At 70.0% G+C, this 14,442-nt stretch carries 10 protein-coding genes and 3 pseudogenes; 6 read left to right on the top strand and 7 right to left on the bottom strand.

The annotated features are described in order from the left end of the window. The first annotated feature begins 31 nt into the window (after window positions 1–31). Together FB157_RS41270 and FB157_RS41265 are read left to right on the top strand one after the other, a co-directional pair. The gene (locus FB157_RS41270) at window positions 32–1,636 is read left to right on the top strand and encodes an FAD-dependent oxidoreductase (RefSeq protein ID WP_145886084.1); all 1,605 of its coding nucleotides are present in this window, start codon (window positions 32–34) and stop codon (window positions 1,634–1,636) included. Beyond that, window positions 1,633–1,965 carry a ferredoxin family protein gene (locus FB157_RS41265; RefSeq protein ID WP_145886082.1) on the top strand — a complete coding sequence of 111 codons (333 nt, stop codon included), beginning with the start codon at window positions 1,633–1,635 and terminating at the stop codon, window positions 1,963–1,965. Before FB157_RS41270 ends, FB157_RS41265 begins: the two co-directional genes overlap by 4 nt. 110 nt (window positions 1,966–2,075) lie before the next feature. Here the strand turns inward: FB157_RS41265 and FB157_RS41260 are convergent, their stop codons facing one another. Genes FB157_RS41260 through FB157_RS41245 form a run of 4 tightly spaced genes read right to left on the bottom strand, consistent with a single transcriptional unit; the run spans window position 2,076 to window position 6,747 of the window. Next, window positions 2,076–3,170, bottom strand: coding sequence for an LLM class flavin-dependent oxidoreductase (locus FB157_RS41260; RefSeq protein WP_145886080.1), 1,095 nt, complete (start codon window positions 3,168–3,170; stop codon window positions 2,076–2,078). Between the two features lie 6 nt (window positions 3,171–3,176). Next, on the bottom strand, window positions 3,177–4,169 hold the full coding sequence (locus FB157_RS41255; RefSeq protein WP_145886078.1) for a zinc-binding dehydrogenase: 993 nt from the start codon (window positions 4,167–4,169) through the stop codon (window positions 3,177–3,179). 20 nt (window positions 4,170–4,189) lie between these two features. Continuing rightward, on the bottom strand, window positions 4,190–5,389 hold the full coding sequence (locus tag FB157_RS41250; RefSeq protein ID WP_145886076.1) for a homoserine O-acetyltransferase: 1,200 nt from the start codon (window positions 5,387–5,389) through the stop codon (window positions 4,190–4,192). Further along, a complete protein-coding gene (locus FB157_RS41245; RefSeq protein ID WP_145886074.1) occupies window positions 5,386–6,747 on the bottom strand; it encodes a bifunctional o-acetylhomoserine/o-acetylserine sulfhydrylase in 1,362 nt (453 codons plus the stop codon). The genes FB157_RS41250 and FB157_RS41245 overlap by 4 nt, the downstream gene beginning before the upstream one ends. Window positions 6,748–7,753: 1,006 nt before the next feature. On the opposite strand from FB157_RS41245, the gene FB157_RS41235 reads away from it, so the two are divergent. Further along, window positions 7,754–8,137, top strand: coding sequence for an HAD-IA family hydrolase (locus tag FB157_RS41235; RefSeq protein ID WP_398948049.1), 384 nt, complete (start codon window positions 7,754–7,756; stop codon window positions 8,135–8,137). Between the two features lie 644 nt (window positions 8,138–8,781). Here FB157_RS41235 and FB157_RS41225 read toward each other — a convergent pair. Further along, on the bottom strand, window positions 8,782–10,857 hold the full coding sequence (locus FB157_RS41225; protein WP_145886070.1) for a SpoIIE family protein phosphatase: 2,076 nt from the start codon (window positions 10,855–10,857) through the stop codon (window positions 8,782–8,784). 208 nt (window positions 10,858–11,065) lie between these two features. On the opposite strand from FB157_RS41225, the gene phoU reads away from it, so the two are divergent. Continuing rightward, on the top strand, window positions 11,066–11,734 hold the full coding sequence (phoU, locus tag FB157_RS41220; RefSeq protein ID WP_145886193.1) for a phosphate signaling complex protein PhoU: 669 nt from the start codon (window positions 11,066–11,068) through the stop codon (window positions 11,732–11,734). Window positions 11,735–12,180: 446 nt separating this feature from the next. Here phoU and FB157_RS41215 read toward each other — a convergent pair. Then, window positions 12,181–12,398 (bottom strand): annotated as a pseudogene (locus FB157_RS41215) (site-specific integrase); the annotation flags it as partial. Between the two features lie 37 nt (window positions 12,399–12,435). Here FB157_RS41215 and FB157_RS49000 point away from each other — a divergent pair. Further along, a pseudogene (locus FB157_RS49000) lies at window positions 12,436–12,743 on the top strand (hypothetical protein); the annotation flags it as partial. An 18-nt stretch (window positions 12,744–12,761) separates the two neighbouring features. After that, complete coding sequence (locus tag FB157_RS47750; RefSeq protein WP_186581916.1) at window positions 12,762–13,052, top strand: hypothetical protein; 291 nt, start codon at window positions 12,762–12,764, stop codon at window positions 13,050–13,052. A gap of 387 nt (window positions 13,053–13,439) precedes the next feature. Here the strand turns inward: FB157_RS47750 and FB157_RS41200 are convergent. Then, a pseudogene (locus FB157_RS41200) lies at window positions 13,440–14,371 on the bottom strand (alpha/beta hydrolase). Between the last annotated feature and the right edge of the window lie 71 nt (window positions 14,372–14,442).

The following is a 14,442-nucleotide window of genomic DNA, read 5'->3' as shown; positions in this document are numbered from 1 at the left end:
TGAGTCCCCCTGTCGGGAAGGAACGCATGTCATGACGAGTACCGATTCCGAACAGACCCTGTCCACCGACGTGTTGGTGATCGGCGGCGGACCCGCGGGCACCTGGGCCGCCATCAAGGCCGCCCAGGCCGGCGCCGACGTCGTCCTGGCCGACAAGGGCTACACCGGTGCGAGCGGCGCGACCGCGTCGGTGGGCACCGGCATCTGGTACGTCGACGACGACCCAGAGCTGCGGGAGGCCGCCATGGCCAGCCGCGAGGGTCTCGGCGGCTACCTCGCCGACCGGGACTGGATGGCGCGCGTCCTCGACGAGACCCACGCCCGCATGGACGAACTCGCCCGGGTGCAGCGCTACCCCTTCCCCGTCGACGCCCACGGCCGCCAGATACGCAACGACCTCCAGGGTCCTGAGTACATGCGCCGACAGCGAACTCGGGTGCAGCGTCTGGGAGTTCGTATCCTCGATCACACCCCGGCGCTGGAGCTGCTGGTCGATGCCGACGCAGTCGTGTCGGGCGCGCGGGCGCTCGACCGTACGACCGGTGAGAGCGTTCGCATCGAGGCGGCAGCGGTCGTGCTCGCCGCGGGCGGATGCGCGTTCCAGTCCAAGACTCTCGGCTGTGACGTCAACACCGGGGACGGTGCGCTGCTGGCCGTGGAGGCCGGAGCGCGGCTGTCCGGGATGGAATTCTCCAACGCCTACGCCATCGCTCCCAAGGGCACGTCACTGACCAAGACCGCCTACTACTCGTGGGCGAGCTTCTACCGTGCCGACGGTTCGGTGCTCGAAGGCGCGGCCAGCAAGGGCGGCCGCTCCGCGATCGCCCGGGCCCTCCTGGAGGAACCGGTCTACGCCCGCTTCGACCGGGCCACGCCGGACGACCAGCGAGCCATGCGCAAGGGGCAGCCGAACACCTTCCTGGTCTTCGACCGGCTGGGCATCAACCCGTTCACCGACCCGTTCGAGATCACCCTACTGGCCGAGGGCACCGTGCGCGGCACGGGCGGGGTACGCATCGCCGGCGCGGACTGCTCGACCGACGTACCGGGCCTCTACGCGGCCGGCGACACCGCCACGCGCGAGCTGATCTGCGGCGGCTTCACCGGAGGCGGCAGCCACAACGCCGCATGGGCCGCCGCCTCGGGCAGCTGGGCGGGCCGGGGAGCCGCCGCGTTCGCCACCCGGCGAGGTCGTACCCGCCGCCGGCTGCGGGCGGTCGGCACGGCCGGTCTGCGTCCGACCGGAGCCGCGAGGGTCGGCCATCGCGAGGTCGTCGCCGACGTGCAGCAACAGGTGCTGCCGTACGACCGCAACTACCTGCGCCACGCGGATCGTCTGGGCCCGGCCCTGAGCTCCTTGCACGAGACGTGGTCCGCGGTGCGCGAAGGACTGGGCGCGAGCGGCGAGGACCTGTTCCGGGCCCGGGAGGCGGCCGCGATGGTGGCGCACGGCCGCTGGATGTACCACGCGGCTCTGCACCGGACCGAGTCGCGCGGCATGCACAAGCGCATCGACCGGCCGGCACAGGATCCGGCCCAGCGCCACCGGCTGCTCACGGGTGGCCTGGACGAGGTCTGGAGCCGCCCGGAGTCGGTGCCGCAGACGATGACCGTCCCGGGAGGTCGAGCCGCATGATCGAGATCGTCGAGCGGGACCGCTGCATCGGATGCGACCTGTGCATCGACGTGTGCCCGACGCGCGTGTTCGACCGAGGGCCCGACGGTATCCCGGTGATCGCGAGGCACGACAACTGCCAGACCTGCTTCCAGTGCGAGGCGTACTGCCCCACCGACGCCCTGTTCGTCGCGCCGCTGGTGACCGCGGCGGCTCCGGGTTCGCGTTTCCACGATGTGCAGGAGCTCGAGGAGTCCGGCCAGCTCGGCGGGTATCGCCGCGAACTCGGCTGGGGCAGGGGAAGGGCACTCGGCGCTCGTATGGCGGTCGGGCCCGAGTACCCCGACTGAACCCGGCCGCCCCGGCCGCAGAGTCATGGCGACAACCCCGCAGCCGTGCCGGGACAGCACAACCAGCCGCGGTCGGCGGGGATGCGGCGGGCGCGCGGCCCGTGCCGTGATCACCCTGTGCGTTCCCGGACCCGGCGAGGCGTGACGCTCGGTGAACGGCCCGAGGGCGTGGACTCGACGGCACCCTCCTCGGTGGGCCGCCAGCCGAGCTCAGGCGCGATCACATGCCGGACATCGTGCAGGATCTGCTCGTAATCGGCCCGATGGAACTCGTACGGCAGCTCCAGGCGCAGTTCCGACACCGCCGAGACCACGGGGTCCGCATGCAGCTGCTCCAGGATCTGCTCGGCGGTTCCGACCACATCCGGGGCGAACAGGATCCGCTTCGGCCCCTGCGGCGAAAGGGTGCGTGCGTGTCGACCGGCCGCATAGGCCCGGTAACGGGCCCGGGCGGCCGGGTCCGCGCTGTCGAACGGCACGATCACTCGCCCCAGCGCCACCCGTGCCGTCGGCCGGTCGTCGCCCAGGGTGCGACGGTACTCGCCGATCAGGGTCGACTGGGCGGTGGTGAAGTCGTCGGTGCCCTCGCCGGTGACGATGTTGCCGGTCAGCAGGTTCAGGCCGTTCTCGGCGGCCCAGCGGATCGAGCGCAGGCTGCCTCCCCCGTACCAGATCCGGTCCACCAGGCCGGGGTTGTGCGGTTGCAGCCGCGGCCGCTGGGTGTTGCCCGGCGACTGGATCACGGTGTCCGGGCCGCCGAGGTAGTCGCCGCGCAGGTTGTCGAGGACGCGGGCGATCCTGCCGTAGGTCAGATCGAAGGCGCGCCAGTCACCGTCGTAGACCAGATCGCCGAGCAGTTCGGCGTGCGGCATCCCCGTGCTGACCCCGACCTGCAGCCGGCCTCGTGACAGTACGTCGGCCAGGGACAGGTCCTCGGCCAGGCGGAACGGGCTCTCGTACCCGATCGGGATGACCGCGGTGCCCAGCTCGACCCGTTCCGTGCGCTGGCCGGCCGCCGCGAGGAACACCGTGGCCGAACCGACACCATGCTCGAGATGGCGTTGCCGGATCCAGGCGCCGTCGAAACCGAGCCGTTCGCCGTACTCGAAGAGCCGCAGCGTCTCTTCCAGACCGGTGTACGGGTCGTCGTCGGCGAAGTTGCCAGGGGTCAGAAAAGCCAACGAGGTGATCTTGGGAGTGCTCATGCGGGGTCAGCCTCTCCTGGCTATGTCGAACACGGTCTTGCCCTGGGTGCCTCCGGCCTCCAGGCGCCGGTGGACCTCGGCGACCTCTGCCGGTGGGACGACGGTCGGCGGGGTGTGGGGCAGCGTCCCGGAGGCGAGCGCGGACAGTGCTTGGGCCAGGTGCTCGCCGATGACGGCGGGGGAGCGGCGGGCGACATCGCCCATGTTGTACCCGGCGATGCTCCGGCTGTTCTTCCACAGATCCCACACGTCGGCCGTCCAGTCCCCGTGGCGCCCGAGGTCCCCGTAGGTGACAACCCGGCCGAAGGGGGCCAGTACGGTCAGACTCGCCCGTCGCACCGCACCGCCGACGGGGTCAAGCACCAGGTCCGCCCCGCGACCCGCGGTGACCTCCAGGACCGCGTCCACGAAGTCCTCCCGGGCGAACAACGCGTCATAGCCCAGGCCGGCGGCGAGTCCCGTCTTCTCGGCGGAGCCCACGGTTCCGAAGACGTGTGCCGCGCCGAGCGCACGCGCGATCCGCGCCGCGGCCGAGCCGACTCCGCCGGCCGCGGCATGGATCAGGACCGTCTCTCCGGCGCGCAGCCGCCCCGCGTCCTCCAGCACCCCGTAGGCCGTCGGATACACGCACGGCACCCCCGCCGCCGACGCCAACGGGAGTGCGCCCACCGGCCGCACGAAGTCCGTGCCCGCCACCGCGAACTCGGCATACCCTCCAAAGGCCGGAAGGTAGGCGGCGACCTGCTCGCCGACAGCGGGTCCGGCTGTCCCCGGGCCGAGCGCGGCGACCGTGCCGGAGACCTCGAGGCCGGGTACGTCGTAACCGCCCGGCCCGTCGGGCTCGCCGAACTCGCCCCGCCGGTGCTGCACCTCGGCGAAGTTGACCCCGGCGTACGCGACCTCGATCAGTACCTGGCCCGGACCGGGCGCCGGTGTCGGCACCTGGATCTCCTCCAGGACCTCCGGGCCGCCGTTCGACTTGAATCCGTACGCAAGCATGGTCACTCCTCCGGCGCCGTTCACGATCGTTCTGCGGTGCTACGGGAAGGCTGCCGCCGACCGCCGGGTACGGCCCGGGGAACCAGTTCGGCCACGAGCGCAGCGACCTGCTCCGTCTCGATCAGGAATCCGTCGTGCCCGTACGGGGATTCGATGACCCGCAGGTCGTCCGCCGTGGCGATGCCGGCCGCCAGTTCCGCCTGCTGGGCGAGCGGGTAGAGGCGGTCGGAGTCGACACCCGCGATCAGGGTGCGGGCGGTGACGCGGCCGAGGGCGGCTCGGGTGCCGCCTCGACCGCGGCCGACGTCGTGACCGTTCATGGCCTCGGACAGCACGACATAGCTGCCCGCGTCGAAGCGCCGGACCAGCTTCGCGGCATGGTGGTCGAGGTACGACTCCACCTGGTACCGGCCGCCGTCGAACGGGTCCTCGGCGCCCTGGGGCGTGCGGCCGAAGCGGACTTGGAGTTCCGGCTCGCTGCGGTAGGTGACGTGGGCCAGGCGGCGGGCGAGGCCGAGTCCGGCGTGCGGGCCCTGGCCGGTGTCGTGGTAGTCGCCACCGTGCCAGTGCGGGTCGCTGCGGATGGCATGCAGCTGGATGTTGGCCCAGGCGATCTGTTCCGCGCTCGCCGCCGCCGTGGTGGCGAGCAGCAGCAGCGCGCCGGCCCGCTCGGGATACGACACCGCCCACTCCACGGCCCGCATCCCGCCCATCGAGCCGCCGACGACCAGCGCCCACCGCTCCACGCCCAGGGCGTCGGCCAGTTGGGCCTCGGCGGTGACCTGGTCGCGCTGGGTCAGGAACGGGAAGGCGCCGCCCCACGGTCCGCGCCCGTCGGGACGCGGCGAGGAAGGTCCGGTACTGCCCTGGCAGCCGCCCAGGACGTTCGGGGCGACGACGAACCACCGGTCGGTGTCCAGCGCCAGGCCTGGCCCGACCAGCCCGTCCCACCAGCCGGAGGTCGGATGACCGGGTCCGGCGGGTCCGACGACATGGCTGTCACCGGTGAGGGCGTGCAGCACGAGCACGGCATTGGAGCGGTCCGGCGTCAGCCGCCCCCAGGTCTCGAACGCCAGGCGCGCGCCCGGGAGTTCACCGCCCGACTCCAGCGGCAGCGGCTTCTCGGCCATGTGCCACTGACGGTGCCCGGGTGGGTCCCCCTCCCGCCAGGCCCCGGTGGCCGGCGGGAGGGGAACCTCGGTGGCGGTGACGCCGTTCAGGACGCGCCCTTGGCCGCGCGGAAACCGGCCTCCAGGTCGGCCTTGAGGTCGGCGAGGTTCTCGATGCCGACCGACAGGCGCACCAGGCCCGGTGAGGTCCCGGTCGCCGCCAGCTGCTCCTCGTCCAGCTGACTGTGGGTCGTGGAAGCGGGGTGAATGATCAGACTGCGCACGTCACCGATGTTGGCGAGATGGCTGAACAACTCGACCGCGTCCACGAACCGCTTGCCCGCCTTGACGCCGTCCCGCAGCTCGAAGGAGACCACGGCTCCGGCGCCGCGCGGCAGGTACTTCTGCCCGGCCTCGTACCACTGGCTGGACTGAAGTCCCGGATAGTGAACGGCGGCGACCTCGTCCCGCTGCTGCAGCCACTGGGCCAGCGCCAGGGCGTTGGCGGAGTGCCGCTCGATGCGCAGACTCAGCGTCTCCACGCCCTGCAGCAGCAGGAACGCGGAGTGCGGGGACAGGGCCGGGCCGAGGTCGCGCAGCAGCTGCACCCGCAGCTTGATCGCGAAGGCGCCCGGGCCGAGCGCCGGCCAGTACTGCAGCCCGTGGTAGCTGGGGTCGGGTTCAGTGAAGTCCGGGAACCGCTCGGCGTGCGCTCCGAAGTCGAAGCTGCCGCCGTCCACGACCACACCCGCGATGGCGGTGCCGTGTCCGCCGAGGAACTTGGTCGCGGAGTGCACGACGATGTCCGCGCCGTGCTCGATCGGTCGCAGCAGATAGGGAGTCGGGACCGTGTTGTCCACGATCAGCGGCACGCCCGCCTCGTGGGCGACGTCCGCGACCGCCCGCACGTCGAGCACGTTGCCGCGCGGATTGCCCAGCGTCTCCGCGAACAGCGCCTTGGTGTTCGGCCGGATCGCCGCCCGCCACGCCTCGAAGTCGTCCGGGTCGTCCACGAAGGACACCTCGATGCCCAGCTTGGGCAGAGTGTGCCGGAAGAGGTTGTACGTGCCGCCGTACAGCGAGGTACTGGAGACGATGTGGTCGCCGGAGCTCGCCAGCGTCAGGATCGCGAGCGTCTCCGCGGCCTGCCCGGAGGACAGGGCGACGGCCGTGACCCCGCCTTCCAGCGCGGCGATGCGCTGCTCGAAGACGTCCTGGGTGGGGTTGTGGATGCGGGTGTAGATGTTGCCGGGCTCGGCGAGCGAGAACAGGTCGGCGGCGTGCTGCGTGTCCCGGAACACGAAGGACGTCGTCTGGTAGATCGGCGTTGCCCGGGCGCCGGTCGTCGGGTCGGGCGCGGCTCCGGCGTGGATCTGCTTGGTCTCGAAGGACCAGGCCGAGGTGTCGGGCCCGGCGGGCGGCTCCTCGGGGGTGTGACCGGCGGTGACGGAGTCGATGGGCTGGCTCATGGGCGCAGGCTCCTTGTGCAGGAAGGCGCGACGCGCGCGTACGGGCACGCGTCCGTGAAACGACGGAATGTCGGAACGACGAGCAGGGGGTACAGCGCGAGTTGAGGGGGAAGGGCCGGAGCGGAGCGTCAGCTCACGGCGCGACAACCTGTGGCGGTGACACGCACGTAGTCGACGTGGCGACGGGTCACGAGCACGGTCATGGAGACAGAAAACCACACCGCGGCAGCTCGCACCAGCACCACCAGGGCGTCTCATGCGCCGGGACATGTGGTGGACGCACCTTCCTGCGTGTGCTTTGATCCGGCAATGGAGACCACTGGCCCGGCACACGAGGTGCTGCTCGACCCGTTCTGGATGAGCCGCCGCGCCGACCAGTTCGACCAGGTCTGTTGCTGATCGCCGCCCGACGGCCCGCGACCTGAAGCCCCTCCGCTCTCCCGACTTGCTCCCGGTGCACCCATCGCCGCTAACGAACTACGCGTGCGGTTCCGAGGGACGGGCCGCCGCCCTTCGATGCACGTCGTCCGCTCCGAAGGTCGCCAGTACTGCACACGGTGGCGCGATCACAGCGACGCGCACCAGGACGACCTGACGCTGGACCAGTGGGACGACGACACCCCGCACCCTCATCTACGGCGTGCTGGGCGGTATCGGATTCGCGACCCACTCATCGGTCCTCCTCGCGGGCTTCCTTATCGCCTTGATCGGGTTCATGCTGCCGACCTGGGCTGTCACCGTGCGCCGCCTGGGCTCGTCCCGACGATCGGTGCCATCGCCCTTGTGGCCTTCTGCTGCACGAAGAGCAATGCGGGCGTGAACAAGTACGGCCCGAACCCGAAGGAGGCCCCGACGCTAGCGTGACCCCGTGCCTTCGGCAGGTGCCGTCCTGAGGCCGCCCGGCCGGTCGTGTGTAGCGCTGTGTGACACCCCAGGCCCTCGTTCCCCTCACCGCTCATCTCGTTGAGCTGAACGAGTGATCATGGCTTGGTGTGAAGGAGCGCGGGTGCGGCAGGACTGGGAGCCGGAGGACCTGACGGTCGTCCACGGACGAGCGCGTTCTGTCCGTCCTTCGCCGCGTCCACCGGACGGGGCTGCCGATGGTGCTCTTGTCCAACGCACCCGCCACCTCAGCGACCTGCTCGACACCCACGACTGGCAGCGGATGATGACCCAGGCCCTGTACTCGGCCCGGCTTCAGGTGTGCAAGCCCGACCCGGCCGCCTACCACCACGCCCTTGCGGCCACCGGCGCTGGCAACCCGCAGCGCGTGTCGTTCGTAGACGACCGCGCCGACCACTGCCATGCCGCTCGCAACCTGGGGCTGACCGCGCTCCACTACACCGGCCGGCCCGCCGACCTTGAAGCGGCACTGCTGCCTACCGTGTGACCCGCCTCACCTCATCCCAGGATTCTGTGCTACCCCACGACGACACCATCGACGGGGACGTCTACGTCTCCCCGCGCTACCTCGCCCGCGCCACCGCGATCGGCGATCCCGGCCTCGACCCGCTGCGCGACCTCGGCTGGGACCCACGGCGACCTAGAAGTTACGTGGAATCACTTGCGAGGCTTGCGCTCTCGTACGGGGACCAACGGCTGAAGGGACCAGCGATACCAGATGGTCGAGCTGAGGGAGAAGTGGCCGATACTCGGTCGGCACGAGCAAGCAGCGGCCTGGCTGCAGGTGTGGCAGGACTTGGGGCGTGCGCCGAGGACGGTCGATGCCTATGCGCGGGGGCTGGCGGAACATCTGGAGTTGTGCGAGCGGGAGAGCGTGGACCCGAGGCTTGCCACGCGGGCCTATGTAGCGCTGCATGTACGGGAGTTGGGTTCGCGTGCCAGCCGTCGGGGCGCCAACGTGATGGCTTTGGACTCGGGTGCCGGGTTGTCGAACGCGACGCTCCAGCAGCGTCTGGTGTCGGTGCGGTTGTTCTACGACTTCCTGGTCGACGGTGGGCTGCGCCAGGACAATCCCGTCGGCCGGGGACGGTACGCGCCTGGGGCCCGTGGCGGTGGGCGGCAGCGCTCAACTCATTGTGAAGTGATCAGTAACCGGGGCCAGCGTCGGGCACGGGCGATGAGTACGGCCACGTCGTCGTGGTCGTCCGGATCGCGCAATGCGTCCAGGAGCCGGTCGCAGGTTTCTTCCGAGGACCGGTCGGGTCTGTCGAGCAGTTGGAGGAGGAGGCCCAGGCGCTCGTCGATGGCGTGGTGGCGGGTCTCGACCAAGCCATCGGTGTAGAGGACCAGTTGGTCGCCGGGGGCCAGGCCGAAGGTGGTGACTTCGAAGGCCACACCGCCGACCCCGAGGGGTGCACCGGTGGGCAGATCGAGCAGTTGGGGGGGCTCGCCCGCGCGCATCAGCACGGGGGGCAGGTGACCGGCGACAGCGATGTGGCACAGGGCGCGGTGCGGGTCGTAGACGGTGTAGGCGCAGGTGGCGTACTGCTCCAGGTCTGCGGTGATCTTGTCGAGGTGGTGCAGTACCTCGGTGGGTGGTAGGTCGAGGTCGGCCAGGGTGGTGGTGGCGGTGCGCAGGCGTCCCATGGTGGTGGCGGCGCTGATGCCGCTGCCCATCACATCGCCCACGACCAGCGCGGTCTTGTCTTCCACGAGGGGGATGACGTCGAACCAGTCGCCCCCGACTTCGATGGTCGTTCCGGCGGGCCGATATCGGGAGGCGATCTCCAGGCCCGCCTGTTGCGGTGGGAGGTCCGGCAGCAGGCTTCGCTGGAGGGTCACAGCGGTGTTGCGTGCGCCTTGGTACAGACGGGCATTGTCGATGCACACTGCGGCTCGATCGGCCAGCTCACCGGCCAGGGTGAGGTCGTCGTTGTCGAAGGGTACCGAGTTGCGGGCGCGGGTGAGGCCCAGGGTGCCGAGCACCTCGCCGCGGGCGATCAGGGGCGTCAAAAGATAGCTGTGGACGCCGGCACGGGCCAGGATGGCGGCGGCCTCGGCGTCACGGGCGATGCGGGCCAGGTCCCGCTCGCCGACGTGGGCTACCAGAATGGGGCGTCCGGTCTGTACACATTGAGTGGCCAGGCGCTGCGCGCCGTAGCTGGCGAGGTGGCCGGGAGGGTCGGCGGCGCGGACGGCCTCGGTCGGATACGCGGCCTTTACGGCGAGGGCCCGGAAGAGTGCCCGGCCGGCGCCGGGCCCCGTTGGATGGCGGTCGTCCAGGACGGAATCCAGGATGTCCACGGCCGCCATGTCGGCGAGCTCGGGGACGGCGACGTCGGCCAGCTCGCGAGCGGTCTGTTCCACATCCAAGGTGGTGCCGATACGGGCGGAGCCGTCGGCGATCAAGGCCAAGCGCTGCCGGGCGCGGTGCCGATCGGTGACATCCACCAACAGGATGGCTACCCCGAGTACCCCACCGCCGGGACCGTCGAGTCGGTAGTAGGAGACTGACCAGGCATGATCGTTGTCGGGGTCGGCGGGAGTACGTCCCACGCTCTGCTGATCGATCAGGGGCCTTCCGGACGTGAGGACCTGCCGCAGCGCAGCCTCGATCGCATCGACCTCCAGGAAAGGCAGGGCCTCGCGGACTCGTCGCCCGAGGTGGTCTTCGGCCGGGACACCGTTGATCTGCGCGAGCGCAGGGTTGACGGACACGTAGCGCAGGGCGGTGTCCAAGACGGCCAGCCCGATCGGGGACTGCGATACCAGCCGGGTGGACAGGGCCACGTCCCTTTCCACCTGGCGCAGGATTGCCTCGTTGGTGGCGATGCCCAGGGCGTAGAAGTCACCCTGGTCGTCCAGCAGCCGCATGTTGCGGAACTCCACCAGCCGGGTACTGCCGTCCTTGTGCCGGACGGGGAAGGCGCCTGCCCACCCCTGGCCCGTCCGCATGACCTCGGTGAACAGCCTGGTCATCAGGTCCAGGTGTTGCTCATTGACCAGCAGCCGCGCCGCGTTCCGACCCAGCGCCTCCTGCGCGGTGTAGCCGAACAGCTCCTCGGCCTGCGGGCTCCACAGCACGATCCGCCCCTCGGCATCCAGCAGCACCGCCGCGACACTCAGCAGATCCAGCAACCCACTGCGCTGCGGCGGCCCGGCGTCAGCCTGGTCACCCTCGCCCCCGAAGAGGTCGGCTGTTCTCATCCCAGGCACTCCCTCCGCCTGCCCGGCGCGACACGCGGCCCTGGTGCGTTCAGGCTGCGGCGTGTCCCATAGACCTCGCGGTGCTTCCATAGTCCCCCGGATCTGGGTGGCCGCCAGGTCGCGCCAGGTGGCCCCTGCTCTGCGCGCGGTGTGTGCGAGCCTGGCAATGGGCGAAGCCTGGCGCACACGACTGGACGGTGAGGACGCGATGCGGGAGACCTACCACGAGGAACTGGCCTCGATCAGTGATGGCCTGGTGGAGATGGCGAACCTGGTCGGCTCGGCCATCGGCCTGGCCACGACCGCTCTCCTCGATGCCGACCTGCAGCTTGCCGAGAACGTGATCTCAGCCGACGAAAAGGTCGATGACCTCCAGCGCGACCTGGAGAATCGAGCGATCACGGTGCTGGCACGGCAGCAGCCAGTAGCTACGGATCTGCGGGTCGTGGTCACCTCGCTGCGTATGAGTGCGGACCTGGAGCGTTCTGGTGACCTGGCACAGCACGTGGCCAAGCTGGCCCGCATGCGGTATCCCAACCGAGCGGTGCCACGCGACATACGACGAACGGTCCTGGAGATGGGCCAGCTCTCGCAGCGCCTGATGGCGCAGGCCGCCGAAGTGATCCTCACCCAGGACGTCGATGCCGCGCTCCAGCTGGAGAAGGACGACGACCGCATGGACGAGTTGCACCGCACGATCTTCCAGCACCTCATGGACGACAAGTGGCAGCACGGCGTGGAAACCGCCGTGGACGTGACACTGGTCGGCCGCTACTACGAGCGGTTCGCTGACCATGCGGTCTCGGTGGCCCGGCGCGTGGTCTACCTGGTCACGGGCGAACGCGCAGACGAGCTGATCCCCGACACGCCCGCATGACGCCCATCAGGCTCGGCGAGGGTGCCCGCTTGGCCGGCCCGCAGCGGTCGCCCACTCGGCGGGCGTCGTATTGGCAGTCCGCGCCACGGCCATCAGCATGGGCGCATGGTGGAACACACAACAGTCGTGCACACGATCACCCGGGACAGAACACACCGGGGAGGATGGATCGAGCATGACCCGACCGGACACGCAGTGGTGCGATGCACCTGCGGCCTTGACAGCGGCAGCGTGCCGGAAACACAGGCAGTGCAGATTGCCGATGAGCACCGCCGGACGGCCGCAGAAGCCCGCGCATGAGGGCGTGCAGATCCTTAACTCGCGTTCTTGATCTTGCTTTGATACGGGGGTTGAAAGCGAGGAACGTCGCGATGTCGGCTGGGGTGCGGAAGCCGGCGGTGTGGCGGCCTTCGCGGATCTCGGCGGCCTTCAGCAGGTCCTTCCACGTTCAGGGCGGTCCGTACGGTCCGGTGGGCCTGGTGGACGTACCCGCCGAACTCCCGCTGTCCTGCATTTTCTTGTAGGAGCGCTCCAAGCGCTGGGGCTCCAGCTTCGCCAGGCGGTGGGCGCCAGCGCCGGGTCTGAGGTGGTGACAGAACTCGACGCGGTAGGCGTCGATGGTGTTCTCGGAGACGTGCAGGGCGGCAATGTTCTCGACCCAGTGAGCGCGCAATGAGCCTTGACAAACCTGATTCCACATAATGGGCAATGCCTACCTGACCGCACCCGACCGCAAGGTCCGCCTCGGCTACCTTCCCTGCCTGGGGCGTGTGCTTCAACGACTCCTGCCCGACGGAGTTCGTCACCGCCTTCACCACCGCGCTCGCCGAGGCATATCACCAGGGACAGGACAGCTACTTGGCCAGGCCCGTCTCCGCCGGGGCCGCCAGCCCCGACCCCGCTCGACGTCCAGCGTGCCGTCGGCCGCAGGCCGACCGCCCGGCCCGCTGCCAGCGTCCCGCGCTGGAGCACCACCAGCCGACCCGCGCTGACCGGGCCGCGCCGCTGACATTCCCGGGAGACCCACGTGGACATGCATGCCCGCGAGTTCTTCGCCGAACTCGAGTTGCCCTTCGCCGACAGGGCCGTTGTCGGCGACACCTACTACGCCACCCCCATACCCGGAGCCCCGCTGCGGCTGCGGATCGACTTCAGCCCCACCCAATGGGCCAACGAGTACGCTGGCCTCCGCCTCGCCACCCTGCACCAGGACCGAGGCGAACTTGACGACAGCGAGCCGGTCCGCCCGACCTCCCGGAGCAGGCCCCGGGTGATGAGGAAACCGCAGATGACGAAGAACACGTCGACTCCGACGTAGCCGCCGGCGATGAACGAGATTCCGGCGTGCGCGAGTACGACGAGCGTGACGGCCAGCCCGCGCAGCCCCTGGATGTCGTGCCGGACGAAAGGATTCGTCGGACGGCCGCCAGGCGATGCGCTCGCATCGCGCCCGCGCCGTGGCGACCCCTTGGGCTGCAGGTCGGGCTCACTGTCCCGCAGCAGGCGGGAGGCCGTGGAGTTGTGCGTCACGCCCTTGGACTGTCCGCCGGGCGGAGGGTGTCCCTGTGATGCGGAACACGGACCATTGCCGATGAGACGGGCCGCATCTTGACGGGGCGTGCGGACAGGCACGGGATGCTCGGGAGTGTGGGGCCGGCCTGTTGGGTCGGCCCCACACTCCCCGACAGGGGGCAGGCATTGCGTGTCAGTGGAGCGTGTTCCGCAGGAAGGTGTTGGCCTGGGCGACCGCTGCCTGGGCGGCGTTGGTGTTGCGCAGGGCGTTGAGCATCGCGAAGTCGTGGATGGTGCCGTTGTAGCGCACGGCGGTCACGTCGTTGCCGGCGGCGCGGAGCTTGGCTGCATAGGCTTCGCCCTCGTCGCGGAGCACGTCCGCCTCGTCCGTGATGACCAGTGCCTTCGGCAGTCCGCTGAGCTGATTGAGGGTGGCGCGCAGCGGGGATGCGAGGATCTGGTTGCGGTCCTTGGTGTTGGGGGCGTAGGCATCCCAGAACCACTGCATGGCCTTGCGGGTGAGCCATGGGCCGCCTGCGAACTCGCGGTAGGAGGCGTCGTTGAAGGCGGCGTTGGTCACCGGGTACAAGAGGACCTGGCCGCGCAGCTTCGGCCCGTGCTGCTGCTTGTCCATGAGGCTGACAGCGGCGGTCATGTTGCCGCCGACGCTGTCGCCGGCGAGGGCGATCCGGGAACCGTCGACGTTGATCTCGTTGCCGTGCTCGGCGACCCACTTGGTGGCGGCGTAGGCCTGCTCGATGGGGATCGGGAAGTGCGCTTCGGGGGCGGGGGTGTAGTCGACGAAGATCACGGCAGCGTGTGCGCCGTTCGCGATCTGCCGGACCAGGCGGTCGTGGGTCCCCTCGTTGCCCAGCACCCATCCGCCGCCGTGGAAGTACATCACGACCGGGAGCCTGCCGGTCGCTCCGGCGGGCCGGACGATGCGGATCGTCACCTTGTGGGGCCGACGGGAAGGGTGCGGTGAGAGACGTCTGCCGGGGGCAGCGGGACCGGGCCGGACTGCGCGGTGTCCAGGGCCTTACGGGCGTCGGCGTACGACAGGGTGTAGATGGGGGGATTCTTGGCCGCCGCATCGGCGAACACCTGGGCGTCGTGCTCCAGCACGACCGAGGAGTGCCCACTCGACGAACTGGGAGAGGCAGGGGAGGCGAGAGCATTGCCGGCCGCGACGATTC

Source organism: Streptomyces sp. BK340, assembly GCF_007827595.1.
Classification (GTDB): Bacteria; Actinomycetota; Actinomycetes; order Streptomycetales; family Streptomycetaceae; genus Streptomyces.
Note: the sequence above shows the minus strand (reverse complement) of the source record. Positions and strands in the feature narration are given on the sequence as shown.

Coding starts and splice junctions, on each gene's coding strand:
- FB157_RS41270 (WP_145886084.1), top strand. CDS start 32: ATGACGAGTACCGATTCCGAACAGACCCTGTCCACCGACGTGTTGGTG.
- FB157_RS41265 (WP_145886082.1), top strand. CDS start 1,633: ATGATCGAGATCGTCGAGCGGGACCGCTGCATCGGATGCGACCTGTGC.
- FB157_RS41260 (WP_145886080.1), bottom strand. CDS start 3,170: ATGAGCACTCCCAAGATCACCTCGTTGGCTTTTCTGACCCCTGGCAAC.
- FB157_RS41255 (WP_145886078.1), bottom strand. CDS start 4,169: ATGCTTGCGTACGGATTCAAGTCGAACGGCGGCCCGGAGGTCCTGGAG.
- FB157_RS41245 (WP_145886074.1), bottom strand. CDS start 6,747: ATGAGCCAGCCCATCGACTCCGTCACCGCCGGTCACACCCCCGAGGAG.
- FB157_RS41225 (WP_145886070.1), bottom strand. CDS start 10,857: ATGAGAACAGCCGACCTCTTCGGGGGCGAGGGTGACCAGGCTGACGCC.
- phoU (WP_145886193.1), top strand. CDS start 11,066: ATGCGGGAGACCTACCACGAGGAACTGGCCTCGATCAGTGATGGCCTG.